We start from the raw sequence: 23,829 nt of genomic DNA, 5'->3' as shown, positions 1-23,829 counted from the left end.
TCAGTCTCCTGACACGGGAAGTTCGGGGACCACGCGGCGGTCCTTCAAGCGATAGGCACGGCCGCGGAACTCGGCGATCAACTCGCCACGCTGGTTGTGCACCTGCACGTCGTACAAGCCGGTGCGGCCGGTGGCCGCCTTGCGCTGGGCTTTGGCTGTGAGCACATCGCCTTCGCGCGCGCCGGCCACGATGTCGATGCTGTAGCCCGAGGCCACGGTGAGCTGGTTGCCGCTGTTGCAGGCAAAGGCAAAAGCGGAATCGGCCAGGGTGCCGATCAGACCGCCATGGCAGAGCGCGAAGCCGTTCAGCATGTCGGCGCGGATAGGCATGGAAAGCCGCGCCGTGCCGGGGGCTACGGCTTCGAGCTGCATGCCCAGCGCCTGCGAGGCGCGGTCTTGCGCCCACATGGCTTCGGCCACGGCTTGGGCCAACTGCTCAGCGGTCATCGAACTGGGGGGGCCGCTTTTGCATGAAGGCGGCCACACCTTCGGAGTAATCGTGCGCAAAACCGAGCTGGCTTTGGGCGCGGCTTTCGGCGCGCAGCGCGGGCTCGAACTCGCTGCGCTGGGCGGCGTCGAACAGGCGGCGCGTTTCCACCAGGGCGCGGGTGGGCAGGCTGGCCAGGCGCAGGGCAGCGGCCTTGGCAGCGCCGAAGAGCTGGTCCGCCTGCACGGTGCGGGCCACCAGGCCCAGCAGTTCGGCGTCGGTGGCGCTGAGCTTGTCGCCCAGCAGCGCCATTTCCATCGCTTTGGCGCGGCCCACCAGGCGTGGCAGCAGCCAAGTGGCACCGCAGTCCGGGATCAGACCGATCTTGTTGAAGCCGAGCACGAAGACGGCGGCATCGCTGGCGTAGACCAGGTCGCAGCCCATCGCGAGGCTCATGCCCGCACCGGCGGCCACGCCGTTCACCGCACAGACCGTGGGCACGCGGCAGTCGCGCAGCGACAGGGCCATGGGGATGTAGTAGTGGTCGATCAGGTGCCCGATGTCCTTGGGCTTGCCGCCAGGGTTGGGCGCCACGAAGGGGTCGGAGAGGTCTTGCCCGGCGCAAAAGCCGCGGCCCTCGCCGGTGATCAGGATGGCGCGCACGCCCACATCGGCACCCAGGCGGTCGAGCGCTTCGCGGATCTGCACCAGCATGTCGGCGGTGAAGGCGTTCAGCGCCTGCGGGCGGTTCAGGCGCAGGATGGCGATGTTCTCTTCGCGCTCGATCAGGATCTGCGGGTCGGCCATGGGCGGGGCTCCGAAGGCCTGTGGACAAGGCTGTGCAAAGCCTCTGTGCACGGGCGGGACAACAGGTGGATGGGCTGGGGACAGGCGGTGGACGGTGCGATGCTTGGATCTGTTCCAAACGCCTGACCGACCGGTCGGTCGATCATACGGCGAGCTTGTTTGACCGCCATCAGGAAACCCCATGCCCTGCTATGCCATCGACGGTGTGATCCCCGTCGTCCACCCCACCGCCCATGTGCACCCAACCGCCGTGCTGATTGGCGACGTGCACATCGGGCCCGAGGCCTACATCGGCCCAAACGCCAGCCTGCGCGGCGACTTCGGTCGCATCGAGATCCACCAAGGCGCCAATGTGCAGGACTGCTGCGTGCTGCACGGCTTCCCGCGCAAGCTCTGCGTGGTGGAGCGCGACGGCCATGTCGGCCACGGCGCCATCCTGCACGGCTGCCGGGTGGGCGAGGGCGCGCTGGTGGGCATGAACGCGGTGCTGATGGACGAGGTGGTGCTGGGCGCGCGCGCCATCGTGGCGGCACATGCCTTTGTGGCCGCCGGCCAGCAACTGCCGGCCGAGCACCTCATCGTTGGCAGCCCGGCCAAGGTGTTGCGCCCGCTGCGGGCGGAGGAAATGGCCTGGAAGGCCGCCGGCACGGCCACTTATCAACAACTGACGAAGCGCTGCCTGGAATCGCTGCGCGAGGTGCAACCCCTGCCTGAGGCCGAGCCCAACCGACCGCCGCTGCCTGATTTCGAAGTCGCCCCCAAGCTGGAAGCCGCCGGCCGGGACAAGCCTGTGGATGGCTGAAGAACAAGCAAGGGCTTATCCACAGGCCGGGGCCGTTTTTTGAAGTTGTTGTCGTTTTGGGTGCAGCGGCACAGGCCCTCCGCCCACAGCCTCAAACAGGCATCAACTGCTTGTCAGGATTCGGTTTTTTGACTTGTCCACAGTTTCTGGCAGCCTCTACTACGAACACTAATTTAAGAATCTAAAAGTCAATGTGAATAGCAAGACCGAACTTCCCACCCCTTTGCCCGCAAAAAACATGGACCTTTCCGCCTGGCAGCAGCGCTTGCTCGCCTTCGCGGCCGCACGCGACTGGCCCCCCTACCTGAACCCCAAGAACCTGGCGATGGCGCTCAGCGTCGAAGTGGCCGAGCTGGTGGAGTGCTACCAGTGGCTGGACCCCGACCAATCCCGCCGGTTGACGCATGACGAGCCCGGCCGCACCCAGGTGGCCGATGAAATGGCCGATGTGCTGATGTATTTGCTGCACTTGGCGAGAGAAACCGGCATCGACCTGGAAGCCGCCTGCGAAGCCAAGATCCAGCGCAACGCCCAGAAGTACCCGGCGCCATGACTTGGAAGGACAGTGAACTGCTGGCCGTGGTGGACTTCGAGACCACCGGCATGGCCCCCAAGCAAGGTGCCCGCGCCACCGAGGTCGCGGTCGTCTGGGTGCGCGGCGATGACGTGGTGGACCAGTACAGCAGCCTGATGCACACCGGCGTGCCGATTCCGCCTTTCATCGAGCGCCTGACCGGCATCAGCAACCGGATGCTAGAGGCGGCCAACCCGGCCGCCACGGTGATGCGGGAGCTGGCGGAGCGTCAACCACCCTGCCCGCTGGTGGCACACAACGCCGGCTTTGACGCCCAGTTCTGGCGCGACGAAATGCTGCGCGCCGATTGCGCCGCCCATGCCGAGCCGCCGCGCCTGTGCACCGTCAAGCTGGCACGCCGGCTGTACCCGCAGGCCGCCAATTGCAAGCTGGGCACGCTGGCCAGCTTCCATGGGCTGCAGCCCCAGGGGCGTGCCCACCGGGCGCTGGCCGATGCCATGACGACGGCCCTGCTGTGGCTGCAAATGCGCCAGGACATCGTGCACCACCTTGGGTCCGAGCTGGGCGGTGCCCCCGTGAACTTCGCGCTCGCGGACCGCCTGCAGGCCCTGCCCTTCGCGCAGTGGCCCCGGGCCGCGCGCGCCCATGCCAAGTCTTTGGTATTGGGCGAATGCTTGTTATGAGCAGCAAGACCCAGCGGGGCACCGGGACGGTTACGTTTTGATAGATTGCGGGCCCTGATTACTGCACGGCTATGGGAAACCGTCTTGGCACCGCCCGTCCCGATGGGATGTGGAAACTGGTCTTCTATGAGCGCAAAGGCATGCGCATGGTGGTGGACAAGTCCGCCCCCTGGCTGCCCAACCGCGCCGCGGCGGAAAGCTGGGCGCAGTTCTACATGCGGCAGGGTTACCACATCGGACTGCAGTCCCAGGACGGGCGCATTGAGCGCCTCAGTGGGGGGCTTCCCGGCTGACCCGGCTGGCTGAAGCCCTTAGCTTCAGTGCAGTTCCACCCAACCTTCGGTGGCACCTTCTTCGGCATGGTGCTCCACATGGCAGCCCGCCGGTGCCGGCAGCTTCAGCAGCAGGGCTTCCAGGTCCACGCCGCGCAGGGTTTGCAACAGTTCCACCCAGCGGCGCTGCACGCGTGCCTCGCACCACAGGTCCTCCAGCCGCCACAGCAGCTCAACGCCGTCATGCTGGGGCAGACGCAGCGCGTGGGGCGCCAGCGCCGCCCAGAGGGCATGGGCGGCCTGGCGGGCGGGCACGCTGGGCAGGGCGTCGTGCAAGGCGGTGCCGCGCGCGGCCCAGCCGCTCAGGGCGAGCTGGCGGCCCACCCAGGCTTGCAGGGCCTGCTGCGGGTTCAACAGGCGCAGGCGGTTGGGCGGCAGCACGGGCAGGGGGTCCAGGCGGCCGTCTTGCGGCGTCACCAGGCGCACCAGCGCGGCCAGGCGGGCCCAGGCGGCGTCGTCCAGGCCGGCTTCGCTGCCGCCCTGCTGCGCCAGGCGCTCCGCCGTGGCCTGCAATTGGTGTGCGGTGCGGCCAGCCAGGGCCAGCGCGGCCGTGCGGCCCAACTGCACCAGGTGGCCGGCGGCATAGCCCAGGTCCTGGCGCAGGCGGGCCCAGGTGCGCTGTTGCGGATGGTTCAGCTCATCGTGCAGCGCAGCGCGGGTGACCGGGCAGTGGCTGCGGCGCAGCTGGCGCAGGTAATGGGGGGTGAGGAGCTGGTCTTCGAAGGGCAGGCCTTCCTGCCAGGCCTGCAGGCGCAGGGCCAGCCAGCTGCGGGTGCCGGCGGCCACTTCACGCTGGCGCGGCGAGGTGCCGGTCTGCAGCGCGGCATGGAAGCCCTGGAACAGCGGCGAGGCCGGGTGCAGGTGCGCGGCCGGCAGGGCCACATGGTGGAGTGCATGGTCGTAACCCAGTTGCCAGCCGGCGGGGTCGGAAACCGCCTCGGCACTGCGTGGCAGCGGCAGCACCGGCAGCGCGCTGTCTTCAAACAGGAGATCGGTTTGCGGCTCGGCGGGCAGGACACGGCGCAGGGCATTGGGCTTGTGCATGACGGTCTCCAACAAGGGTTGATGTCGAACAGTCTGCCAACCAGGTGGCTCATGACGTGAGCCACCTGCGATACTGGAAAAAATTCCAGATCAGCACTTACCCTGAACAATGGACCGCAGCGAGCGCTTTTACAAGATCGAGATGCTGATTCGTTCGCGCGGCTGCGTGCACATTGACACGCTGCTGGCCGAACTGGAGGTTTCGCGCGCCACCTTGAAGCGCGATCTGCAATACCTGCGTGAGCGCTTGAATGCTCCGATCGAGTACGACGCCCAGTCCAATGGCTACCGTTTCGGGCAGGAAAGCTGGCGCGGCACCAAGCACGAGCTGCCGGGCGTGTGGCTCAGCGAACACGAGCTGCATGCGCTGCTGACCTTGCACCAGATGCTGGCCGGCCTGGACGAGGGCGAACTGCTGGGCCGCCACCTGGCACCGATGTTTGAGCGCATCCACGCCATGCTGGGGCTGGACGAAGCCGGTGCACGCGAGCTGCAGCGCCGCGTCAAGCTCATCAGCACCGCCCGGCGGCGCAGCAAGTCGGCGCACTTCGAGCTGGTGTGCAGCGCGGTGCTGAAGGGCCTGCGGTTGGAGATCGGCTACCGCAAGCGCAGCGGCGGTACCCAGGGCGGCCCGCCCGACATGCGCGAACTCTCACCCCAGCGCCTGGTGCATTACCGCCATGCCTGGTATTTGGATGCCTGGTGCCACCGCAGCGCCGGCCTGCGCCGCTTTGCGCTGGATGCGATGGAATCAGCCCGCTTGCTCGAGGCCAAGGCCCAGCGCCTGCCGCTCAAGACCCTGGAGGCCGAGTTGGACCGTGGCTACGGCATCTTTGCCGGTGGCACCGAGCAGTGGGCCGAGCTGCGTTTCAGCCCTGAGGCCGCGGCCTGGGTGGCGCAGGAGGAATGGCACCCCAAGCAGCAGGCTGAACGCGCGGCCGACGGCAGCCTGCTGCTGCGCCTGCCCTATGTGGACAAGACGGAACTGCTGATGGATTTGCTGCGCCACGCCGGCCAGGTGCAGGTGCTGGCACCGGCCGGGCTGGCGCGCGCCTTTGCAGAGCGCCTGCGCGCGGCGGTGGCTCAGCTTTAGCCTTGCAGGCCGCGCCGGGCCTGCTTGTGTCCAGTTTGTGTCCAGTCTCAGCGCAGGCCGGCCGCGCGCAGTTTGTCCTTCTTGCTCGGGCGCTTGCCCTTGATGCCCCCGGTCGCGGTGGCCTCGCTGGCCAGGACCTCGGGTTCAAAGCCGGCGATCTGTTCGCGCGCCACGCGTTGGCCCTGGCGCTTTTCGATCAGGCGGAAGTGCGACTCGGCATTGGTCGGACTGTCGGCGCAGATGAAGCTGAAGGCCACGCCGGCCTGGCCCATGCGGCCGGCGCGGCCGATGCGGTGGGTGTAGTCGGCCGCGGCACGGGGCAGGTCGAAGTTGATGACGGCGCTCAAGCCCGGCACATGCAGGCCGCGGGCGGCCAGGTCGGTGCAGACCAACACGCGCAGTTGGTTGCTCTTCAGCGCGGCCAACAGGTCGCGCCGGGCCCCTTGGCTGAGCTCGCCGTGCAGGGCGGCGGCCTGTACGCCGTGGTGCGTCAGCTTGTCGGCCACATGCTCGGCCGCATGGCGGCTGGCCACGAAGACCATGGCGCGCGACCAGTCCTCGCTCTTCAGCAAGTGGCGCAGCAGCGGGCCGCGCTGCGCGGCATCGACCTGGATGGTGCGCTGGCTCAAGAGCGTGGGCAGGGCGGCCAGGTCCACGCGCAGGGGATCTTGCAGCAAGGCCTCGGCAATGGCTTGCAGCGGTGCTGGCAGGGTGGCGCTGACCAGCAGGTTCTGGCGCCGGCGCGGCAGCAGGGCTTCGGTGGCCTGCCACTCGTCCTCAAAGCCGCTGGCCATCAGGCGGTCGGCTTCGTCCAGCACCAGCATCTGCACCGCGTCCAGGCCCAAGCCGTTGTGGTCGATGACATCCAGCAAGCGCCCGGGTGTGGCCACGACGCAGTCGGTGCCGCCGCGCAGGCCCATCAGCTGCGGGTTGATGGAAACGCCGCCATGCAGCAGCGCCACCCGGATGCGCTGCGGCAGCGTGCCGGCCAACTCGCGCAGGGTCTCGGCAATCTGCACCGCCAGCTCGCGCGTGGGGGCCAGCACCAGGGCGCGGGGGTCGCGGCCTGCTTCGCTTTGCAGCAGGCGCTGCAGCAGAGGCAGGGCGTAGGCGGCGGTCTTGCCCGAGCCCGTCTCGGCCAGGGCCAGCAGGTCGCGCCCGGCCAGCACGGCAGGAATGGCGGCAGCCTGCACCGGGGTGGGCTCGTCCAGCCCCGCTTGGCGGGCAGCGTGCACCAGTGCGGGCTGCAGGCCCAGTTCGGCAAAGGTGCTCAAGCGTCTTCTGCCTCGGAGCGGGCCAGGCGCTCGCTCTTCCAGTACACGTCGTCGCCGCCCAGACCATCCAGATTGGCGCGGTTCAGCACCCGTGCCAGCACGAACAGCAGGTCGGAGAGGCGGTTCAGGTACTGGCGTGGGGCGTCGTTGACCTGGCCAGCTTCCTCGGCCGCGGTCAGGGCCACCACCGCGCGCTCGGCGCGCCGCGCCACGGTGCGGGCCACATGGGCCAGCGCGGCGCTGCGGGTGCCGGCGGGCAGGATGAATTCCTTCAGGCGTGGCAGGGTGGCGTTGTGGTCTTCCAGCGCCTGATCAAGGCGCAGCACGGCCTCGGGCTTGAGCAGGCTGTAGCCCGGCATGGAAAGCTCGCCACCCAGGTTGAAGAGCTCGTGTTGGATGACGATGAGCAGTTCCCGCACGGCCTCGGGCAAGGGCTCGCAGAGCAGCACGCCGAGCTGGGAGTTGAGTTCGTCCACATCGCCCAGCGCGGCAATGCGCAGGTGGTTCTTGGCCACGCGGCGGCCGTCGCCGAGGCCGGTGCTGCCGTCGTCTCCGGTGCGGGTGGCGATTTGCGTCAGGCGGTTGCCCATGGTCTTGGAAGCGCGAAAGGGGGCCAGCATCTTGCCAGCGCGGCGACACTGCGGGGGATGCAGCTTCAGCGCACCATCTTCACCACCCCGGTGATCCAACCCCTGATGCGGGCCTTTTCACGCGGCTTTTTGCGGCTCAAGGGCTGGCGCCTGGAAGGCAGCCTGCCTCCCGAAGCTCAGCGCTGCGTGCTGATCGCGGCGCCGCACACCAGCAACTGGGACATGCCGTACATGCTGATGTCGGGCTTTGCCTTCGGCCTCAATGTGCGCTGGATGGGCAAGGCCAGCATCTTTCGCTGGCCCTGGGGGCCGCTGATGCGCTGGCTGGGTGGTATCGCCGTGCAGCGCGAACAGCGCGGCAACCTGGTGGCGGCCAGCGTGACGGCGCTGCAGCAGGCCGAGGGCAGCCTGCAACTGCTGATCGCCCCCGAGGGCACACGCAGCCGGGTGCGCGAGTGGAAGACAGGCTTCTACCGGATCGCCGAAGGCGCCGGCCTACCCATCCTGCCAACTTACCTGGACTTCGGCGGCAAGCGCATCGGTCTGGGACCTGTGCTGTGGCCCAGCGGCGATCTGGAAGGCGACGTGGCGCGCCTGCGCGCCTTCTACGCGCCCTACAAGGGCCTGCGCGAAGACCTGTTCGATCCGCAGTGATTCAGCTGTGCCGCTGCCCGCTGCGGTGGCGTGCGGGTGCGGTGGGCTTGCCGCTGGTGGGTTTGTGCGCGTCGCCCGCCACCTCATGGGCGCGGTGCACTTCGGGCGGCTCTACCTGGGCGCTGGGCTGGCTGAATTTGCGGCTGGCCTGCAGCGACCAATCGCCCAGCCAGCGCTTGAGCCAACCGCCGGACCAGGCCGTCCACAGCGCCCACAAGAGTGCCAGCCCGATGGCCAGACCCAGTAACCAAATGCCAGAAGGCAGTTCCGAAGTCATGCGCCCTGCTCCATGGATTGACGCCGCCATGCTGGCACCGTGCGCCCGGGCTGGCAAGCCGGCCGCAGAATGGCCGCTTTCATCCTGAATTGGAGCCTGGCCATGAAAGTCTGTCCGATCGCGGTGGTGGCTGGGTGCCGCAAGTGCCCAGTCTTTTCCGTCTGTCCGCTGAAGTCCGTCATCGGCGATCAGGCGCCGGCCAAGCCGGAGGCGCCAACGAAGGCCGAGGCAGCGCGCAGCAAGAAGGACAAGCGGTGAGCCTGGGACGGCGCCGGCTGCTGGCGGTGCTGCCCAGCCTGGCCCTTGCGCCGGTGCGGGCCGAGCCCGGGCTGGAGGCCCCGAACGTGCTGCAGGTGGCCCCCGATCTGGTGTGCTCCGGCCAGCCCAAGCCGGCGAGCCTGCAGCGCCTGGGAGCGCTGGGCTTTGACGCGGTGATCTACCTGGCGCCGCCCACGGTCGGCGATGCCGTGCCGCAGGAACCCGAGTGGCTGCGCAGCCAGGGCATTGAGTTCGTCAATGTGCCCATGGTCTGGGAGCGCCCGACCTTGGAGCAGGTGGACGAGGTGCTGGGCATTCTGTCCGGCTGGCGCGGCAACAAGCGCAAGGTGCTGGTGCACTGCCAGGTCAACTTCCGTGGCAGCAGCCTGGTGTTCCTACACCGGGTGCTGGGGCGGCAGGAGCCCGCGGAGGCCGCCTGGGCCGACTTGTCGCGTGTCTGGAGCCCCAACCGGACCTGGATGGAGCTGATCCGCTCTGCGCTGCGCCGGGCTGGTCACGGCTTTGAGCCGCTTTAGGCGTTGGCCGCAAGAATCGCGGCCATGAACCGCCTCAGCCCCGCACAGCAGACCGCTCTGCAAACCCTGTTTGGCGAGCGCCTGAGCCAGCGTGCAGCCGACCGCGCCAGCCATGGCCGCGACGAATCCTTCTACGCCCCGGCCGAACCCGAGGCGGTGCTGTTTGCCGAGTCGGTCGAGGACGTCATCGCCCTGGTGGCCTGGTGCCATCAAGAGCGGGTGCCGTTGATTCCCTTTGGTGCGGGCACCTCGCTGGAAGGGCACGTGCTGGCGGTGCACGGTGGCGTGAGCCTGGACCTGATGCGCCTGAACCGCATCCTGCGCATCGATGCCGAGGACTTGACCTGTTCAGTGGAACCAGGCGTGACGCGCGAGCAGCTCAATGCGGCCTTGCGCGACCAGGGCCTGTTCTTCCCCATCGACCCCGGCGCCAACGCGAGCCTGGGTGGCATGGCGGCCACGCGCGCCAGCGGCACGAATGCGGTGCGCTACGGCACCCTGCGCGAGAACGTGCTGGGCCTGCACGCGGTGCTGCCGCCGGGGCAGTTGGTCAAGGCCGGCAGCCGTGCCAAGAAGAGCAGTGCCGGCTACGACCTGGCGCGCCTGCTGGTGGGCAGCGAGGGCACGCTGGGCGTCATCACCGAGCTGACCTTGAAGCTGCACCCGCTGCCCGAGCAGGTGGCAGCCGCGACGGTGCAGTTCCCCAGCGTCGCCGCCGCCGTGCGCACCACCATCGCCTTGGTGCAGTGCGGTGTGCCCATTGCCCGCTGCGAGTTGCTGGACGTGCACGCGGTGCGCGCCGTCAATGCGCACGATGGGCTGGGCTTGGCCGAAGCGCCGCTGCTGCTGCTGGAGTTCCACGGCAGCGCCAGCGGCGTGCGCGAGCAGATCGAGACCGTTCAGGCCTGCGCGGCCGAGCAGGGTGGGTTGCAGTTCGAATGGGCCGAAACGCCCGAGGCGCGCAGCAAGCTCTGGCGCGCCCGCCACCACGCCTACTGGAGCGCGCTGCAAAGCCGCCCCGGCTGCCGCTGCCTGACCACCGATGTCTGCGTGCCGATCTCGCGCCTGGCTGAAGCGGTGGAGACCGCGGTGGCAGCCGCTGAGGCCGCGGGCCAGCCCCATTTCATCGTCGGCCATGTGGGCGACGGCAATTTCCACATCGGCTACCTGATCGACCCGCAGCGCCCCGAGGAACTGGCCCGCGCCGAGGCCCTGGCGGCCGAGCTGGTGGCCTGCGCGCTGGCGCTGGAAGGCACCAGCAGCGGCGAGCATGGCGTGGGCCTGCACAAGCAGGGTTTTCTGCTGCAGGAAGCGGGCGCGCCGGCGGTGGCGGCCATGCGTGCCATCAAGGCGGCGCTCGACCCGCATGGGGTGATGAACCCCGGCAAGATCTTCAACCGCCAGGGCTGAAGGGCCCGATCAGGCTCTTCAGGCCGCCGGTCCGGGCACGCTGAAGTGCTGCACCACCTCGTCCTTGCCGTTCACCGATTCCAGCTGCACGCCAAAGCCCCAGAGCCGCGCCACATGCTTGAGCACTTCCAGCGCGCTCTTGTCCAGCGGGCGGTTCTGGTGCTGGGTGTGGCGCAGGGTCAGGCCGCGGTCGCCGCGCAGGTTGACGTTCCAGACCTGGATATTGGGTTCGCGCGTGCCGAGGTCGTAGTTGGAGGCCAGCACCTGCCGCACATGGCGGTAGCCCTCGGGGTCGTGGATGGCGCTGATCAGGTAGTCTTTCTCGGTCTCATCGTCGAGCACCGAGAAGAGGCGGAAGTCGCGCATCAGCTTCGGGCTCAGGTACTGGGCCACGAAGCTTTCGTCCTTGAAGTTGCGCATGGCGTGCTGCAGCGTGGGCAGCCAGGGCGCGCCGGCCATGTCGGGGAACCATTCCCGGTCCTCGGCCGTCGGGGCCTCGCAGATGCGCTTGATGTCGGTGTACATCGCAAAGCCCAGCGCGTAGGGGTTGAGCGGCTGCATGGGGCGCTGCATCACCACATTGGTGTGCGAACTGAGCCACTCGATCATCATGCCGTCCGCCAGGTAGCCGTCGTCATACATCTGGTTGAGCAGGCGGTGGTGCCAGAAGGTGGCCCAGCCCTCGTTCATCACCTGCGTCTGGCGCTGTGGGTAGAAGTACTGCGCCACCTTGCGCACGATGCGCACGATCTCGCGCTGCCAGGGCTCCAGCAGCGGGGCGTTCTTCTCGATGAAGTAGAGGATGTTTTCCTGCGGCTCGGCCGGGAAGCGGCGCACTTCCTTCTCTTCTTCCTCGGCCCGGCGGGGCAGCGTGCGCCAGAGGTCGTTGATCTGGCGCTGCATGTAGTTCTCGCGCTCTTCCAGCTTGGCGCGTTCCTGCGCCAGCGAGAGCTTGGCCGGGCGGCGGTAGCGGTCCACGCCATGGCTCATCAGCGCGTGGCAGCTGTCCAGCACCTGCTCCACGGCATCCACGCCATGTCGCTCCTCGCACTGCGCCACGTACTTCTTCGCGTAGACGAGGTAGTCGATGATGCTGGAGGCATCCGTCCACATGCGGAACAGATAGTTGCCCTTGAAGAAGCTGTTGTGGCCATAGGCCGCATGGGCTATCACCAGGGCCTGCATGGCCAGGGTGTTCTCCTCCATCAGGTAGGAAATGCAGGGGTCGGAGTTGATGACGATTTCGTAGGCCAGGCCCATCTGGCCGCGCTTGTAGTTGCGCTCGGTGGCGATGAACTCCTTGCCATAGCTCCAGTGCCGGTAGTTCACCGGCATGCCCACGCTCGCATACGCGTCCATCATCTGCTCGGCGCTGATGATCTCCAGCTGATTGGCGTAGGTGTCCAGGCCGTAGCGCTCGGCGGTGGCGCGGATGACCTCGTGGTACTGCTCGATCAGCTCGAAGCTCCAGTCGCTCGGGCTGGGCAGGGGTTGGGTGGGGCGCTGGCTCAGGGGCTTCATTTCCTGCAGGGGGGGCGGCACGCGCCGGCCGCCCCATTCGTGGCGGTCTGCTCCGGTGCTCAGGTGGCGGCGGTTTTCCAGCGAACCCATGGCGTTGAGCTCCGTCGTCATGCCGCGGCACGCCCTTCCTTGCGGAACAGGTCGCGGAACACGGGGTAGATCTGGTTCACCGCGGTGGCCTTGCGCATCGCGAAGTGCGGCACCTCGTCGGCCAGCTGGCTGTACTCATCCCACAGGTTCTGCTCGGGCTCGGCCACCTGCACGTAGGCGAAGTAGCGGCACATGGGCAGGATCTGGGTCTGCAGGATCTCCTTGCAACGGCTGCTGTCGTGGTGCCAGTTGTCGCCATCGCTGGCCTGCGCACCATAGATGTTCCATTGACTCGCCGGGTAGCGCGCCTTCTGGATTTCATCCATCAGCACCAGCGCGCTGCTGACCACGGTGCCGCCGGTTTCGGTGGCGTGGAAGAAGTTCTGCTCGTCCACCTCGGCCGCCTGGGTGTGGTGGCGGATGAAGACCAGCTCGACCTTCTCGTAATGCTTGGTCAGGAACAGGTAGAGCAGGATGAAGAAGCGCTTGGCCAGGTCCTTGCGGCCTTCGTCCATGCTGCCGCTGACGTCCATCAGGCAGAACATCACCGCATTGGTGCTGGGCACCGGCACGCGCACGCGGTTGCGAAAGCGCAGGTCGATCGGGTCCAGATAGGGAATGGCTTCAAGCCGGCGCTTGAGCTCGGCGATCTCGGCCAGCACCTCGGTGCGGCGCGGCTCCATCGCTCGCTCCAGCTCCTCCTCCAGCTCCTGCAGGCGGCGGCGCTTGTCCATGCCCAGCGCAATGCGCCGGCTCAGCGCCCCGCGCATGCTGCGCACCACATGCAAGTTGGTGGGCGAGCCGTCGCTCACAAAGCCGGCACGGTGGGTCTTCCACTCGGGCTGTTCGGTCAGCTCGGTGCGCACCAGGTGGGGCAGGGCCAGGTCCTCGAAGAAGACCTCCATGAATTCCTCGCGGCTGAGGTGGAAGACGAAGTCGTCCTCGCCCTCACCGCTGTCGCTGGCCTGCGAGCCGCCGCCCTGCCCTTGGCCGCCCTGCGGCTTGGGGCTGCGGTCGCCCTTGACGAATTCCTTGTTGCCCGGCCGCACCATTTCGCGCGTGCCGCCCTCGCCATGGTGAAAGGTCGGCTCGCTCAGGTCCTTCTTCGGGATGCGGATGTCCTCGCCCTTCTCGATGTCCTTGATCGAACGGCCATCGATGGCGCGGCGCACGGCGTCCTTGACCTGCTCCTTCACGCGGCGCAGAAAGCGCTCGCGGTTGCCGATGGACTTGTTCTTGCCTGACAGGCGCCGATCGATGATGGACTGCAGCAAGGCCTTCTCCTCAGCTGGACTTCCTCACGCGCAGGTACCACTCGCACAGCAACCGCACCTGCTTGGCCGTGTAGCCCTTGTCCACCATGCGCTGCACGAAGTTCTCGTGCTTCTTCGCGTCTTCGGCGCTGGCCTTGGCGTTGAAGCTGATGACCGGCAGCAGGTCCTCGGTGTTGCTGAACATCTTCTTTTCGATGACGGCGCGCAGCTTCTCGTAGCTGGTCCAACTGGGGTTCTTGCCCTGGTTGTTGGCGCGCGCGCGCAGCACGAAGTTGACGATCTCGTTGCGGAAGTCTTTCGGGTTGGCGATGCCGGCGGGTTTCTCCATCTTTTCCAGCTCGGCGTTCAGCGCGGCGCGGTCGAACACCTCGCCGGTGTCGGTGTCGCGGTACTCGCTGTCCTGGATCCAGTAGTCCGCGTAGGTCACGTAGCGGTCGAACAGGTTCTGGCCGTACTCGCTGTAGCTCTCCAGGTAGGCGGTCTGGATTTCCTTGCCGATGAACTCGGCATAGCGCGGCGCCAGCACCTCCTTGATGAAGCCGACGTACTTCTCCTCGACCTCCTTCGGGAACTGCTCGCGCTCGATCTGCTGCTCCAGCACGTACATCAGGTGCACCGGGTTGGCGGCTACCTCCTGGCTGTCGAAGTTGAAGACCTTGGAGAGGATCTTGTAGGCGAAGCGGGTGCTGATGCCGGCCATGCCTTCGTCCACACCGGCGTAGTCGCGGTACTCCTGCAGGGACTTGGCCTTGGGGTCGGTGTCCTTGAGGTTGTCGCCGTCGTAGATCAGGGCCTTGCTGTAGAGCGAGCTGTTCTCGGGCTCCTTCAGGCGCGTGAGCACGGCGAACTGCGCCATCATCTTCAGCGTGCCGGGCGCGCAAGGCGCGGCGGCGAGCGAGGAGTTGCGGATCAGCTTCTCGTAGATCTTGATCTCTTCGGTGATGCGCAGGCAGTAGGGCACCTTGACGATGTAGATGCGGTCCAGGAAGGCTTCGTTGTTCTTGTTGTTGCGGAAGCTCTTCCACTCGCTTTCGTTCGAGTGCGCCAGGATGATGCCGTCGAAGGGGATCGCACCGAAGCCCTCGGTGCCCTTGAAGTTGCCTTCCTGGGTGGCGGTCAGCAGCGGGTGCAGCACCTTGATCGGCGCCTTGAACATTTCCACGAATTCCAGCAGGCCCTGGTTGGCCAGGCACAGGCCACCGCTGAAGCTGTAGGCGTCGGGGTCGTCCTGGGCGAAGGTTTCGAGCTTGCGGATGTCGACCTTGCCGACCAGGCTGGAGATGTCCTGGTTGTTCTCGTCACCTGGCTCGGTCTTGGCCACGCCGATCTGCTTGAGCACCGAGGGGTAGCGCTTGACGACGCGGAACTGGCGGATGTCGCCACCGAACTCTTCCAGCCGCTTGACGGCCCAGGGGCTCATGATCCGATTCAGGTAGCGGCGCGGAATGCCGTATTCCTTTTCCAGCACCGGGCCGTCCTCGACGGCATCGAACAGGCCGAGCGGCGATTCGTTCACCGGCGAGCCCTTGATGGCGTAGAAGGGCACCTGCTCCATCAGCTGCTTGAGCCGCTCGGCAATCGAGCTCTTGCCCCCGCCCACCGGGCCCAGCAGGTAGAGGATCTGCTTCTTCTCTTCCAGGCCTTGCGCGGCGTGGCGGAAGTAAGCGACCACTTGCTCGATCGCATCCTCAAGACCGTAGAACTCGGCAAAGGCCGGATAGATCTTGATGAGCTTGTTTTGAAAGATGCGCGACAGGCGCGGGTCGTTGCGCGTGTCGATCATCTGTGGCTCGCCGATCGCCTTGAGCATGCGCTCGGGCGCCGTGGCGTAGGCCAGCGGGTTGCGTTTGCATTCGGCCAGGTACTCCTCGATCGTGAGTTCCTCGACCTTGGTGCGCTCATAGCGCGCCGCGAAGTGGCTGATCACATCCATCGCATCCTCCTGTGTCCAGGCGGCATGGGGTGTGAGCTGAAACCGGGCACACAGCCCATGCGGCGTCCAAGCAAAACCGTTGAGCCCATCATGCATCAAATGGGCGCGGCGCGCTTGTGCCGGCGATGACACCCGACCAGGGTGTGCGGAGGAGCGATGGATGGGGCGCGTGTCTCCCGACGCGCGCCCTGCCGCGTTGACTGCGGTTTGGCGAAGCGCGACTTCGGGCCGGGGGAGTGACTAGCGCTTCAAGCGGAGCCAGCCCGCAGCCGCTCGATCACGCCCTGCAGCGCATCCAGCGAACCAAACGCAATCGCCAACTCGCCCGACTGCCCGCGCCGGCCGCTCTTGAGCACGCGGATCTCGACCTGGCTGGCGAGCAGATCGGACAGCTCTTCCTCCAGCCGCAGCAGGTCGCGCGGCTTCTCGTGCTTGACGCGCAGCAGGGGTTTTTGCCGTCCGGCGGCCTGGCGGGCGACGAGCTTTTCGGTGTCGCGCACGCTGAGCTTCTTGGCCACCACCTCGTGCGCGGTGGTGATCTGATGCGCGCCGTCCAGCGCCAGCAAGGCGCGGGCGTGGCCCATGTCCAGGTCGCCGGCCATCAAGAGGTTCTGCACCGGCTCGGCCAATTGCAGCAGGCGCAGCAGATTGGTGGCGGCGGTGCGCGAGCGGCCCACGGCCTGGGCGGCCTGCTCGTGCGTGAGCTGGAACTCGTCGACCAGCCGCTTCAGGCCCTGGGCTTCTTCCAGCGGGTTCAGATCCTCGCGCTGGATGTTCTCGATCAGCGCCATCACGGCGGCCGATTCGTCCGGCACTTCCTTGACGAGCACCGGCACCTCGGTCAGGCCGGCGAGCTGGCTGGCGCGAAAGCGCCGTTCGCCGGCAATGATCTCGTAGCGGTTCGGGCCTACTGGCCGCACCAGGATCGGTTGCATCACGCCCTGGCTCTTGATGCTCTCGGCCAGTTCGTAAAGCGAACCCTCGTCCATGCGCGTGCGCGGCTGGTACTTGCCGGCTTGCAGCTGGTTGACGCGCAGGGTGCTGGGTTGGCCAGCGGGGGCTGGGCTGTCGCTCACCTTGGGGCCGAGCAATGCATCCAGGCCGAGGCCGAGGCCTTTGGGTCGTTTGGTCGCCATGGGGGCGGATTAGACCGCGCTAGAGCGAACGTTCGCGGCGGCGCGCCGCCGGCTGCAGGATCTCGCGGTCCAGGTAGGCGCGCAGCTTCAGGCGTTTGGGGTCCATGCGCTCGGCAGCCTCGCCCAAGTGCTGGTGCAGGGCGCTGACCTTGATCCACAGCAGTTGGCCCTTGAGTCCGAGTTCATGGGCTTCGCGCCATTGATTGGGGAAGCGGGCCTTGAACGCGGGATCCTTCTGCAGGCCGAGCAGGCGGCGCACCGAGGTTTCGTCGACCCAGCAGTCGCGGCCGTCGTCGTGCACGTCCAGCGCATGGCCGGCGAAGGCGTAGTGCTTGCCCTGGCGGTGCCGCATGGGCAGGCGAGTGCCCTCGCGCCACAGGGCCGACAGCAAGCGCTCCATCAATTTGCCGGCCGTCATCACAAGGAACAGCCAGGGCAGGACGCCGATCGGGCCCATCAGGAGGCAGAAGAGCAGCAGCACGACCAGGTAGAAACCGATCCGGATGGCGCGCTCGGTGCGGGGCCGTTGCAGCCACAGCGGATCGTTGTCCGCGTCGTACTTCATGGCGCGGTTCCCAGCAGCCCGCGCAGGTACGAGCGCCCTTGCGGCCACAGGCCCAGGTCGCTGTCGGCATTGACGTGCCCGCAAGCACCCAGGCTGATGCAGCGCGCCCCCCAGGCCTGGGCCAGCGCGGGCGCACGGCCGGCGCGGTCGAAGGGGTCGTCGCTGCTGTGCAGCAGCAGGGCCGAGAAGGGCAGGGGCTGCAGCACCGGTTCGTTCCAGCTCGGGCGCAGGGCGGCGGGCCAGTCGTCCTGGGCCGGGTCGGGCGGGGCCACCAGCAGGGCGCCGGCCACCTTGGCGGTGTGCCGGCTGTGCGCGGCCCAGGCGGCCACCAGATGACAGCCCAGGCTGTGGGCGGCCAGCAGCACGGGGCGGGGCTGGTCGAGCAGCACCTCGTCCAGGCGCGCCATCCAGTCGCCGCGGCGCGGTGTGTTCCAGTCGTGCTGTTGCACGCGCAGGTCGCCGAAGTAAGACTCCCAGAGCGTCTGCCAATGTCCTTCGCCCGAATTCAGCCAACCGGGCAGCAGCAGCACGGAAGGGGCGTTGGGGGACGGAGAATCCGCGACCCCCGGATGAGGAAGTACAGCCATGGCAACGCGCGTTTTTGTGGACGGTCATGAAGGCACCACCGGCCTTCGCATTCATGAGTATCTGGCCGCCCGCGCCGACATCGAGTTGCTGGTGATCGACAGCGACAAGCGCAAAGACGTGCAAGAGCGCGCCCGTCTGCTGAATGCCGCCGACGTGGCCTTCCTCTGCCTGCCCGACGCCGCCGCCAAGGAGGCCGTGGCGCTGATCGATAACCCGAACACCTGCGTCATCGACGCCAGCACCGCGCACCGCACCCAGCCGGGCTGGGCCTTCGGCCTGCCCGAGCTGGCGGCCGACCAGCGCGCCAAGCTGCGCCAGTCCAAGCGCATCGCCAACCCGGGCTGCCATGCCTCGGCCTTCATCCTGGCGGCGCGCCCGCTGGTGGATGCCGGCCTGCTGCCGGCCGATGCGCGCGTGACGGCCAACTCCATCACCGGCTATTCGGGTGGCGGCAAATCCATGATTGCCCAGTACGAGGCGGGCGGCGATACCAAGCTCATGAGCCCGCGCCCCTATGCGCTGACGCTGACGCACAAGCACCAGCCCGAGATGGCCGCGCACACCGGCCTGGCCCACCCGCCGCTGTTCCAGCCCATCGTCGGCCCCTTCTACAAGGGCCTGGCGGTGAGCCTGCCCCTGCACCTGGCCGATCTGAAGCCGGGCACCACGCCCGAGCAGATCCACGCCGTTCTGGCCGCCCGTTACAGCGGCGAGCCCTTCGTGCGCGTGCTGCCGCTGCGTGACGCTGACACGCTGAAGGACGGCTTCTTCGACGTTCAGGGCTGTAATGACACCAACCGCGTCGATCTCTTTGTCTTCGCCAGCGAACGCCACGCGATGGTGATGGCCCGCCTGGACAACCTGGGCAAGGGCGCCAGCGGCGCGGCGGTGCAGAGCATGAACGTACACCTGGGTGTGGACGAGGGCCTTGGTCTCTGAGTTTGCGGATTCGGCGCTCCCCCACGCCGAATGCCTGCCGCGTGACCTGCGCCACTACACGCTCCAGACGCTGCTAGGCGGCGGGGGCGAGGGCAAGGTCTATCTGGCCTGGGACCGGCGCCTCAAGCGCGAGGTCGCCATCAAGTGCGCGCACAGCACGCGCTCGGCGCAGCGGCGGCATCTGCAGGAGGCGCGCATGGGCGCGCGCTGGCGCCACCCCGCCTTCGTGCATGTGTACGAAGCCTGGGAGGAAGACGGCCACAGCGTGCTGGTGATGGAGCGGGTGCAGGGCATGACGCTGGACGAGCGCGTGCTGCGCCAGCGCATGGGCCTGCCCGAGCTGATCGACCTGCTGCGCCAGACCTGCGAGGCGGTGGCCGAACTGCACCGTGCCGGCGTGGTGCACGGGGACCTGAAGGCCACCAATCTGATGGTGGAGGCCGGCGGCCGGCTGCGTGTGCTGGACTTCGGCATGGCACGCTGCATCGACCCCGACCGCTCGCTCTACAACCTCGACCTGCCCAGCGGCGGCACCCTGCGCTTCATGGCCCCCGAGGTGCTGCGCGGCGGGCTGCCCACGCCGCGCGCGGACATCTACGCCCTGGGCCTGCTGCTGGGCATGCTGCTGCGCCTGGTGCCGGCGGACGAGCCCGGCCGCGCCGAACTGGAGCTGCTGGGGCGGCAGATGTCCTCCAGCGAACCCGAGGAGCGCCCGGCGGAGCTCGGCCTGGTGCTGGCGGCCCTGCGCGCCATCGAGGCCCTGCGTGTGCAGCCGCTGCCGCCAACGGCGCTGGCGCGCCCGCGCAGCAGCGGACACGGCCGGTTCTGGGTCGCGAGCCTGCTCGCGTCCGGCCTGCTCGTGGGGGGGCTGGTGCTGTGGCGCCAGCAGGGTTCGCTGCTGGGCGGCTCCGCCGTGTGGGGAGCCGCGCTGCCGCCCAACCCGGCCACGCTGACGACCGAGCTGGACGAGGTGGAAGACTGGCTGCGCCAGCGCTACGACGAGGCCTCGGTGCGCGAGCAGGCCGTGGCCCAGCTCGAGGCCGTGCTGCGCCGCGCACCCGAGCACGCGCGTGCGGCGGCGCTGCTGGCCCTGGCGCACAGCATTTCCTACGCCGCGGACGACCCCGACCTCGGCTGGCTGCAGCGCGCCGAAAGCAGCGTGCAGCGCGCCCTGCAGGCGGACGAACACCTCGCGCTGGCCCATGCCGTGCTCGCCCGCCTGCGCTACCAGCAGGGCCGGCTGGACGATGCCGAGACCGCGCTGAACCGCGCCCTGCGCCTGGACCCGGCCGACTACGAGGCGCTGAGCCTGCGCGGCCAGGTGCTGAAGGCGCGCGGCCAGCGCGAGGCCGCGCAGCAGGCCTTTGAGGCGGCGCTGCAGCGCTATCCGCAGGACCGCCAGCTGGTCAACCGCCTGGGCAGCCTGCATTGGCAGGCCAACCGCCTGGACGAGGCCGAGCGCCTGTTCCGCCAGAACATCGCCCAGCACCCGGCCGGCGCCTCGGCCTATGCCAACCTGGCCGCGGTGCTGCGCCAGCGCGACCGCGCCGACGACGCGCTGGCCGTGCTGCAACGCGGCCTGCAGGTGCAGCCCAACGACCGGCTCTACACCAACCTCGGCGTGCTGCTGTACGAGCAGGCGCGCTACGCGGAGTCCGCTCAGGCGTTTGAGCGCGCCATCAGCGGCCCGGGCGGCAAGCCCAACGAAGCCCTGAACTGGGCCAACTGGGCCGACGCGCTGCGCTGGGTGCCGGGGCAGGACGAGGCCGCCGCCCGAGCCTACCGCCGCGCCCTGCAGCTGCTGGAGGGCAAGGCCCACCCGGACGCCACCGACCTCAGCCGCATGGCCTTGTACGCCGCCCGCCTGCGCGACCCGCGCGCCAGCGCGTGGATGAGCCAGGCGCTGGCGCAGCAGCCGGATTCATCCGCCATGGCCTACCGCGCGGTGCTGGTGCAGGAGGCCCTGGGCCAGCGCGAGGCCGCCTTGCAGTCCCTTGCCTTGGCCCTGCGCCTGGGCCAGCCCCGCCACCTGGTGGAAGCCGAGCCCGAGCTCCAGGCGCTGCGGCGCGACCGCCGCTACCACGACCTTCTCAGCCAGGCCGACACGGCCCCGACAAGCGCCCCATGACCCAAGCCAAGACCTACACCCTGAAAGTCCAGTTCGATGCCGACCAGACCGGCAACAGCCCCTTGTGGGACCTGGTCGACAACCAGGGCAACAACGCCCTGCAGAAGAAGGGCCCGGACACCGGCAATCTGCTGCTGGCGCCAGGCTCGCAGCTCAGCCTCGTCGTGACCGCCACGGCCGAGAAGGGCACCCAGACCACCGGCGCCACGCTGGGCAATGTGGCGCTCATCACTCTGCCGCGCGGCGACACCCTGGAGCCCTCGCTGGTGGCCAGCAGCCCCTACTCGGTGCTGCAACTGCCCGGCTCCTCGTTCACTGTGACGCGGCCGCAGGCGCAGGGCTGGCAGAACGTCTTCACGCTCAACAGCCCGCTGCCGGTGGTGGGCAGCGGCAGTGGGGGCAATCAGGGCACCTGGGAGCTGGCGCTGATCGTCAACGTCACCCTCCAAGGCCAGGGCCCGAACGCGCGCCCGCGGGTGTTGCGCTTTGACCCCGAGGTCAAGGTCGGCGATCAGCGCTGAGGCAAGCGCGAGGGGCAGGCCAGCGCTCCCTGCTGCTCGGCTTGCCGCTGCAGGGTGTCCGCACGCTCGCGCTCGGCGCTGTCCAGCGGCGCATGGCCGCGCCCATAGGGCCAGCCATAGGCCCAGCGGTAGGAGGTGGGCCACCACGGACCGCCGCCGGCCCGCACCCCGCTGAACATCTGGGCCGCCTGTTGGGCGTTGCCCGTCGTGTGCAGCACGCAGGCGCGCAGGGCTTCGTCGGCCTGCAGGCGCGCGGCCGCATCGCCGCCGCGCCAGTAGGCCAGGTCATGGGCCACGCAGCAGTCGCACCAATCAGATTGGGCGTTGCGGTCAGGGTAGAGGCTGCAGCCATCCGTGCGGAATGGCGCCAGGTCCTGGGGGTGCAGCGTGGCGCAGGCCGTGAGCAGCAGCGGGGCCAGGGCGGCCAGCGCCCTACACGCCATGGCGCTTGAACCAAGCCAGGCAGCGGGCCCAGGCGTCCTGGGCGTCGGCCGCCCGGTAGCTGGGCCGGTAGTCGGCATGGAAGGCGTGGGGGGCGTCGCGGTAAAGCACGAACTCGCTGGCCTGGGCGGCACGGTTGCCGGCCCGCAGGGCCTCTTGCATGCGCGCCACGCTGGCCACGGGGATGCCGGTGTCTTGGCCGCCATACAGGCCGAGTACCGGCGCGAGCAGGCTGGCCGCGCGTTCGATCGGGTGGGCGGGCTGCAATGGGCTCGGCTGCCCCACCAGGCGGCCATACCAGGCCACGCCCGCCTTCACGCGGGGCTGGTGGGCGGCGTACAGCCAAGTGATGCGCCCACCGTAGCAAAAGCCCGTCACGGCCACGCGCCTGGGGTCGCCGCCGTTTGCCACCGCCCAGTCCAGGCAGGCGTCCAGATCGCCCAGCACCTGGGCGTCGGGCACCTTGGAGATGACCTCGCGGATCAGGGTCTGCGTGTCGGGCTGCTGGTGGGCGTCGCCCTGGCGTTCGAACAGCTCGGGCGCGAGGCAGAGGTAGCCGGCTTGGGCAAAGCGCCGCGCCACATCGGCAATGTGCTGGTGCACGCCGAAGATCTCGCTGACCAGCAGCACCACCGGCAGCTTGCCCTTGGCCTGGGCGGGCTGGGCGCGGTAGACCGGCAGCGCATGCCCGTCCGGGCGGGCGATCGTGAACTCGGCCGTGCTCAGGCCCGTGGCCGGGGTGTTGATGGCGCTGGCGGTGATGGGCAGGCCGGCCAGCGCGTAGCTGCTGGTGCGGGCCACGAAGTCGCGCCGGGTTGTTTCGTCAGTGGGCATCGGCCTCTTCGGAGCGGTAGTGGTAGCGGTAGGCGGGCACGAAGCCCAGGCCCTGGTAGAGCTTCAGCGCCGGGGCGTTCGCCTCGTCCACCTGCAGATAGGCGTGGCGGCTGCCCTGTTCCAGCGCGCGCTGCAGCAGGGCCTGGCAGAGCGCGAGGGCGTGGCCGCGGCCGCGCTGGGCTTCGGGGGTGAAGATGTCGTACAGGCCGGCCAGGCCATCTTCCAGCGCAAGCTGCCCGCAGGCCAGCAGCTCGTCACCGGGGCTCAGCAGCAGATGGCCCTGGTAGGGCACGCGGCTGGCGGCCAGGCGTTCAAAGTGGGCCGCAATCTGGTCGGGCGGGCTGCCGCGCAGCTGGCCCACCACCTCGGCGTACTGCGCAGGCCCAACCGGCTGCAGGCGGCTGCGGGCCGGCAGCTGCAGGGTCTGGGCCTGCAGGTCCAGCTTGGCCAGCACCAGGGTTTCGTCGAAGCGCCGCCAGCCGCGCGCGGCCAGCTCGGCGTCCAGATCCGGCGGCTGCGTGAAGGGGGTGATGCGCACGATCAGCGGCAGGCCGGCCGAGCTGAAGGCGGCGCGGCAGCGCGACAGCATGATGTCCAGCGGCAGGTGGCCGCGCTGCAGGGCATTGATGCAGCGCGAGCGCTTGGCCTTGCCGGGCGAGAGCCGCAGCAGCCAGCCATCCACGAAGGCCTGCTGCGGCGGCGCGCTGGCGTTCAGGCCGGCGTCTTCGATGCGGCGCGCCAGCGTCGCGGTGGGAGGGGCGTCGCGCGGGCGCAGGGGCATCAGTGCCCATCCTCCAGCAGGGGGCGCAGCAGGCTTTGAAGAGCGGGGATGTCGCGTCCCACGGTCTCCCAGACCTGCGGCCAGTCCACTTCGAAATAGCCGTGAATCAGCGCATTGCGCATGCCGGTGGCGGCACGCAGAGGCAGTTCGGGGTGGGCCAGTACGAACTCCGGGTGGTGGCGCTGCAGATTGCGCGCCGCTTCACCGATGACCTCCAGTGAGCGCACCACGGCATTGCGCGTTTTGCGGTCGGCTGCAAAGGAGGCGCTGTCGAGCCCCTGCGTGAAGGCGGCGATGTCTTCGGCTGCTTCGACGATGTGCCCGAGCACTTCGCGAACCGAGTGCGCGGCCGCCAT

General features: G+C 68.5%; 28 protein-coding genes. 12 read left to right on the top strand and 16 right to left on the bottom strand.

Annotation, left to right across the window (positions count from 1 at the left end):
- On the bottom strand, positions 1-447 hold the full coding sequence (paaI, locus tag ACE3QP_RS18855) for a hydroxyphenylacetyl-CoA thioesterase PaaI (RefSeq protein ID WP_374438183.1): 447 nt from the start codon (positions 445-447) through the stop codon (positions 1-3).
- Entirely contained in the window at positions 437-1,234 is a 798-nt protein-coding gene (locus ACE3QP_RS18850) for an enoyl-CoA hydratase-related protein (protein WP_374438181.1), read from the bottom strand. Before ACE3QP_RS18850 ends, paaI begins: the two co-directional genes overlap by 11 nt.
- A gap of 181 nt (positions 1,235-1,415) precedes the next feature.
- On the opposite strand from ACE3QP_RS18850, the gene ACE3QP_RS18845 reads away from it, so the two are divergent.
- The 4 genes from ACE3QP_RS18845 (at position 1,416) to ACE3QP_RS18830 (ending at position 3,547) form a co-directional block, all read left to right on the top strand.
- A complete protein-coding gene (locus tag ACE3QP_RS18845; protein WP_374438180.1) occupies positions 1,416-2,036 on the top strand; it encodes a phenylacetic acid degradation protein PaaY in 621 nt (206 codons plus the stop codon).
- A gap of 238 nt (positions 2,037-2,274) precedes the next feature.
- Positions 2,275-2,589, top strand: a complete 315-nt coding sequence (locus tag ACE3QP_RS18840) for a nucleotide pyrophosphohydrolase (RefSeq protein ID WP_374438178.1) — start codon at positions 2,275-2,277, stop codon at positions 2,587-2,589.
- Positions 2,586-3,254, top strand: a complete 669-nt coding sequence (locus tag ACE3QP_RS18835; protein WP_374438176.1) for a PolC-type DNA polymerase III — start codon at positions 2,586-2,588, stop codon at positions 3,252-3,254. Before ACE3QP_RS18840 ends, ACE3QP_RS18835 begins: the two co-directional genes overlap by 4 nt.
- A 107-nt stretch (positions 3,255-3,361) precedes the next feature.
- Positions 3,362-3,547: a hypothetical protein gene (locus ACE3QP_RS18830; protein ID WP_374438174.1), complete on the top strand. Its 186-nt coding sequence runs from the start codon at positions 3,362-3,364 to the stop codon at positions 3,545-3,547.
- 24 nt (positions 3,548-3,571) lie between these two features.
- Here ACE3QP_RS18830 and ACE3QP_RS18825 read toward each other — a convergent pair whose 3' ends face one another.
- On the bottom strand, positions 3,572-4,630 hold the full coding sequence (locus ACE3QP_RS18825; RefSeq protein WP_374438173.1) for a hypothetical protein: 1,059 nt from the start codon (positions 4,628-4,630) through the stop codon (positions 3,572-3,574).
- A gap of 109 nt (positions 4,631-4,739) precedes the next feature.
- On the opposite strand from ACE3QP_RS18825, the gene ACE3QP_RS18820 reads away from it, so the two are divergent.
- The gene (locus tag ACE3QP_RS18820) at positions 4,740-5,723 is read left to right on the top strand and encodes a helix-turn-helix transcriptional regulator (RefSeq protein WP_374438172.1); all 984 of its coding nucleotides are present in this window, start codon (positions 4,740-4,742) and stop codon (positions 5,721-5,723) included.
- A 47-nt stretch (positions 5,724-5,770) separates the two neighbouring features.
- Here the strand turns inward: ACE3QP_RS18820 and ACE3QP_RS18815 are convergent, their stop codons facing one another.
- Both ACE3QP_RS18815 and ACE3QP_RS18810 read right to left on the bottom strand, forming a co-directional pair.
- Entirely contained in the window at positions 5,771-6,997 is a 1,227-nt protein-coding gene (locus tag ACE3QP_RS18815) for a DEAD/DEAH box helicase (RefSeq protein ID WP_374438171.1), read from the bottom strand.
- Complete coding sequence (locus ACE3QP_RS18810) at positions 6,994-7,587, bottom strand: cob(I)yrinic acid a,c-diamide adenosyltransferase (RefSeq protein ID WP_374438169.1); 594 nt, start codon at positions 7,585-7,587, stop codon at positions 6,994-6,996. The genes ACE3QP_RS18815 and ACE3QP_RS18810 overlap by 4 nt, the downstream gene beginning before the upstream one ends.
- Positions 7,588-7,644: 57 nt before the next feature.
- Between ACE3QP_RS18810 and ACE3QP_RS18805 the strand changes: the two genes are divergently transcribed.
- Complete coding sequence (locus ACE3QP_RS18805; protein WP_374438167.1) at positions 7,645-8,241, top strand: lysophospholipid acyltransferase family protein; 597 nt, start codon at positions 7,645-7,647, stop codon at positions 8,239-8,241.
- Between the two features lies 1 nt (position 8,242).
- Here the strand turns inward: ACE3QP_RS18805 and ACE3QP_RS18800 are convergent, their stop codons facing one another.
- On the bottom strand, positions 8,243-8,518 hold the full coding sequence (locus tag ACE3QP_RS18800; protein ID WP_374438165.1) for a hypothetical protein: 276 nt from the start codon (positions 8,516-8,518) through the stop codon (positions 8,243-8,245).
- A gap of 102 nt (positions 8,519-8,620) precedes the next feature.
- On the opposite strand from ACE3QP_RS18800, the gene ACE3QP_RS18795 reads away from it, so the two are divergent.
- Genes ACE3QP_RS18795 through ACE3QP_RS18785 form a run of 3 tightly spaced genes read left to right on the top strand, consistent with a single transcriptional unit; the run spans position 8,621 to position 10,722 of the window.
- On the top strand, positions 8,621-8,776 hold the full coding sequence (locus ACE3QP_RS18795; protein WP_374438163.1) for a hypothetical protein: 156 nt from the start codon (positions 8,621-8,623) through the stop codon (positions 8,774-8,776).
- Positions 8,773-9,312 carry a protein tyrosine phosphatase family protein gene (locus ACE3QP_RS18790; protein WP_374438161.1) on the top strand — a complete coding sequence of 180 codons (540 nt, stop codon included), beginning with the start codon at positions 8,773-8,775 and terminating at the stop codon, positions 9,310-9,312. The genes ACE3QP_RS18795 and ACE3QP_RS18790 overlap by 4 nt, the downstream gene beginning before the upstream one ends.
- A gap of 24 nt (positions 9,313-9,336) precedes the next feature.
- Positions 9,337-10,722, top strand: coding sequence for an FAD-binding oxidoreductase (locus tag ACE3QP_RS18785; protein ID WP_374438159.1), 1,386 nt, complete (start codon positions 9,337-9,339; stop codon positions 10,720-10,722).
- Between the two features lie 18 nt (positions 10,723-10,740).
- On the opposite strand, the gene ACE3QP_RS18780 is transcribed toward ACE3QP_RS18785, so the two are convergent.
- From ACE3QP_RS18780 to ACE3QP_RS18755, 6 genes are all read right to left on the bottom strand, one after another.
- Positions 10,741-12,243 carry a SpoVR family protein gene (locus tag ACE3QP_RS18780; protein ID WP_374438211.1) on the bottom strand — a complete coding sequence of 501 codons (1,503 nt, stop codon included), beginning with the start codon at positions 12,241-12,243 and terminating at the stop codon, positions 10,741-10,743.
- A gap of 107 nt (positions 12,244-12,350) precedes the next feature.
- Positions 12,351-13,604 carry a YeaH/YhbH family protein gene (locus ACE3QP_RS18775; protein WP_198113381.1) on the bottom strand — a complete coding sequence of 418 codons (1,254 nt, stop codon included), beginning with the start codon at positions 13,602-13,604 and terminating at the stop codon, positions 12,351-12,353.
- A gap of 13 nt (positions 13,605-13,617) precedes the next feature.
- The gene (locus tag ACE3QP_RS18770; protein ID WP_374438157.1) at positions 13,618-15,540 is read right to left on the bottom strand and encodes a PrkA family serine protein kinase; all 1,923 of its coding nucleotides are present in this window, start codon (positions 15,538-15,540) and stop codon (positions 13,618-13,620) included.
- Positions 15,541-15,788: 248 nt separating this feature from the next.
- Entirely contained in the window at positions 15,789-16,676 is an 888-nt protein-coding gene (locus tag ACE3QP_RS18765; protein WP_198113321.1) for a ParB/RepB/Spo0J family partition protein, read from the bottom strand.
- A 19-nt stretch (positions 16,677-16,695) separates the two neighbouring features.
- Entirely contained in the window at positions 16,696-17,241 is a 546-nt protein-coding gene (locus ACE3QP_RS18760) for a hypothetical protein (protein ID WP_374438155.1), read from the bottom strand.
- Complete coding sequence (locus ACE3QP_RS18755) at positions 17,238-17,771, bottom strand: RBBP9/YdeN family alpha/beta hydrolase (protein ID WP_374438153.1); 534 nt, start codon at positions 17,769-17,771, stop codon at positions 17,238-17,240. Before ACE3QP_RS18755 ends, ACE3QP_RS18760 begins: the two co-directional genes overlap by 4 nt.
- A gap of 55 nt (positions 17,772-17,826) precedes the next feature.
- Between ACE3QP_RS18755 and argC the strand changes: the two genes are divergently transcribed.
- From argC to ACE3QP_RS18740, 3 genes are read left to right on the top strand one after another with little or no spacing between them, the layout of a single operon-like run.
- Positions 17,827-18,768, top strand: a complete 942-nt coding sequence (argC, locus tag ACE3QP_RS18750; RefSeq protein WP_374438152.1) for an N-acetyl-gamma-glutamyl-phosphate reductase — start codon at positions 17,827-17,829, stop codon at positions 18,766-18,768.
- Complete coding sequence (locus ACE3QP_RS18745) at positions 18,758-20,896, top strand: protein kinase (protein ID WP_374438150.1); 2,139 nt, start codon at positions 18,758-18,760, stop codon at positions 20,894-20,896. Before argC ends, ACE3QP_RS18745 begins: the two co-directional genes overlap by 11 nt.
- A complete protein-coding gene (locus ACE3QP_RS18740) occupies positions 20,893-21,417 on the top strand; it encodes a hypothetical protein (protein ID WP_374438148.1) in 525 nt (174 codons plus the stop codon). The genes ACE3QP_RS18745 and ACE3QP_RS18740 overlap by 4 nt, the downstream gene beginning before the upstream one ends.
- Here ACE3QP_RS18740 and ACE3QP_RS18735 read toward each other — a convergent pair.
- From ACE3QP_RS18735 to ACE3QP_RS18720, 4 genes are read right to left on the bottom strand one after another with little or no spacing between them, the layout of a single operon-like run.
- Positions 21,408-21,860 (bottom strand): hypothetical protein, encoded by a 453-nt coding sequence (locus ACE3QP_RS18735; RefSeq protein WP_374438147.1) that lies wholly within the window; start codon positions 21,858-21,860, stop codon positions 21,408-21,410. The genes ACE3QP_RS18740 and ACE3QP_RS18735 overlap by 10 nt on opposite strands.
- Positions 21,850-22,692, bottom strand: coding sequence for a dienelactone hydrolase family protein (locus ACE3QP_RS18730; RefSeq protein ID WP_374438145.1), 843 nt, complete (start codon positions 22,690-22,692; stop codon positions 21,850-21,852). Before ACE3QP_RS18730 ends, ACE3QP_RS18735 begins: the two co-directional genes overlap by 11 nt.
- A complete protein-coding gene (locus ACE3QP_RS18725; protein WP_374438144.1) occupies positions 22,682-23,473 on the bottom strand; it encodes a GNAT family N-acetyltransferase in 792 nt (263 codons plus the stop codon). The genes ACE3QP_RS18730 and ACE3QP_RS18725 overlap by 11 nt, the downstream gene beginning before the upstream one ends.
- Complete coding sequence (locus ACE3QP_RS18720) at positions 23,473-23,829, bottom strand: DUF86 domain-containing protein (RefSeq protein WP_374438142.1); 357 nt, start codon at positions 23,827-23,829, stop codon at positions 23,473-23,475. Before ACE3QP_RS18720 ends, ACE3QP_RS18725 begins: the two co-directional genes overlap by 1 nt.

This window comes from Inhella sp., from assembly GCF_041912635.1.
GTDB lineage: Bacteria > Pseudomonadota > Gammaproteobacteria > Burkholderiales > Burkholderiaceae_C > Inhella.
Note: the sequence above shows the minus strand (reverse complement) of the source record. Positions and strands in the feature narration are given on the sequence as shown.

What these genes read in the sequence shown, in the direction of transcription:
- ACE3QP_RS18760 (WP_374438155.1), bottom strand. Translation starts at nt 17,241, where the DNA reads ATGAAGTACGACGCGGACAACGATCCGCTGTGGCTGCAACGGCCCCGC.
- ACE3QP_RS18725 (WP_374438144.1), bottom strand. Translation starts at nt 23,473, where the DNA reads ATGCCCCTGCGCCCGCGCGACGCCCCTCCCACCGCGACGCTGGCGCGC.
- paaI (WP_374438183.1), bottom strand. Translation starts at nt 447, where the DNA reads ATGACCGCTGAGCAGTTGGCCCAAGCCGTGGCCGAAGCCATGTGGGCG.
- ACE3QP_RS18740 (WP_374438148.1), top strand. Translation starts at nt 20,893, where the DNA reads ATGACCCAAGCCAAGACCTACACCCTGAAAGTCCAGTTCGATGCCGAC.
- ACE3QP_RS18730 (WP_374438145.1), bottom strand. Translation starts at nt 22,692, where the DNA reads ATGCCCACTGACGAAACAACCCGGCGCGACTTCGTGGCCCGCACCAGC.
- ACE3QP_RS18805 (WP_374438167.1), top strand. Translation starts at nt 7,645, where the DNA reads ATGCAGCTTCAGCGCACCATCTTCACCACCCCGGTGATCCAACCCCTG.
- ACE3QP_RS18830 (WP_374438174.1), top strand. Translation starts at nt 3,362, where the DNA reads ATGTGGAAACTGGTCTTCTATGAGCGCAAAGGCATGCGCATGGTGGTG.
- ACE3QP_RS18735 (WP_374438147.1), bottom strand. Translation starts at nt 21,860, where the DNA reads ATGGCGTGTAGGGCGCTGGCCGCCCTGGCCCCGCTGCTGCTCACGGCC.
- ACE3QP_RS18770 (WP_374438157.1), bottom strand. Translation starts at nt 15,540, where the DNA reads ATGGATGTGATCAGCCACTTCGCGGCGCGCTATGAGCGCACCAAGGTC.
- ACE3QP_RS18810 (WP_374438169.1), bottom strand. Translation starts at nt 7,587, where the DNA reads ATGGGCAACCGCCTGACGCAAATCGCCACCCGCACCGGAGACGACGGC.
- ACE3QP_RS18825 (WP_374438173.1), bottom strand. Translation starts at nt 4,630, where the DNA reads ATGCACAAGCCCAATGCCCTGCGCCGTGTCCTGCCCGCCGAGCCGCAA.
- ACE3QP_RS18765 (WP_198113321.1), bottom strand. Translation starts at nt 16,676, where the DNA reads ATGGCGACCAAACGACCCAAAGGCCTCGGCCTCGGCCTGGATGCATTG.
- ACE3QP_RS18820 (WP_374438172.1), top strand. Translation starts at nt 4,740, where the DNA reads ATGGACCGCAGCGAGCGCTTTTACAAGATCGAGATGCTGATTCGTTCG.
- ACE3QP_RS18795 (WP_374438163.1), top strand. Translation starts at nt 8,621, where the DNA reads ATGAAAGTCTGTCCGATCGCGGTGGTGGCTGGGTGCCGCAAGTGCCCA.
- ACE3QP_RS18785 (WP_374438159.1), top strand. Translation starts at nt 9,337, where the DNA reads ATGAACCGCCTCAGCCCCGCACAGCAGACCGCTCTGCAAACCCTGTTT.
- ACE3QP_RS18845 (WP_374438180.1), top strand. Translation starts at nt 1,416, where the DNA reads ATGCCCTGCTATGCCATCGACGGTGTGATCCCCGTCGTCCACCCCACC.
- ACE3QP_RS18780 (WP_374438211.1), bottom strand. Translation starts at nt 12,243, where the DNA reads ATGAAGCCCCTGAGCCAGCGCCCCACCCAACCCCTGCCCAGCCCGAGC.
- ACE3QP_RS18800 (WP_374438165.1), bottom strand. Translation starts at nt 8,518, where the DNA reads ATGACTTCGGAACTGCCTTCTGGCATTTGGTTACTGGGTCTGGCCATC.
- argC (WP_374438152.1), top strand. Translation starts at nt 17,827, where the DNA reads ATGGCAACGCGCGTTTTTGTGGACGGTCATGAAGGCACCACCGGCCTT.
- ACE3QP_RS18840 (WP_374438178.1), top strand. Translation starts at nt 2,275, where the DNA reads ATGGACCTTTCCGCCTGGCAGCAGCGCTTGCTCGCCTTCGCGGCCGCA.
- ACE3QP_RS18850 (WP_374438181.1), bottom strand. Translation starts at nt 1,234, where the DNA reads ATGGCCGACCCGCAGATCCTGATCGAGCGCGAAGAGAACATCGCCATC.
- ACE3QP_RS18835 (WP_374438176.1), top strand. Translation starts at nt 2,586, where the DNA reads ATGACTTGGAAGGACAGTGAACTGCTGGCCGTGGTGGACTTCGAGACC.
- ACE3QP_RS18720 (WP_374438142.1), bottom strand. Translation starts at nt 23,829, where the DNA reads ATGGCGGCCGCGCACTCGGTTCGCGAAGTGCTCGGGCACATCGTCGAA.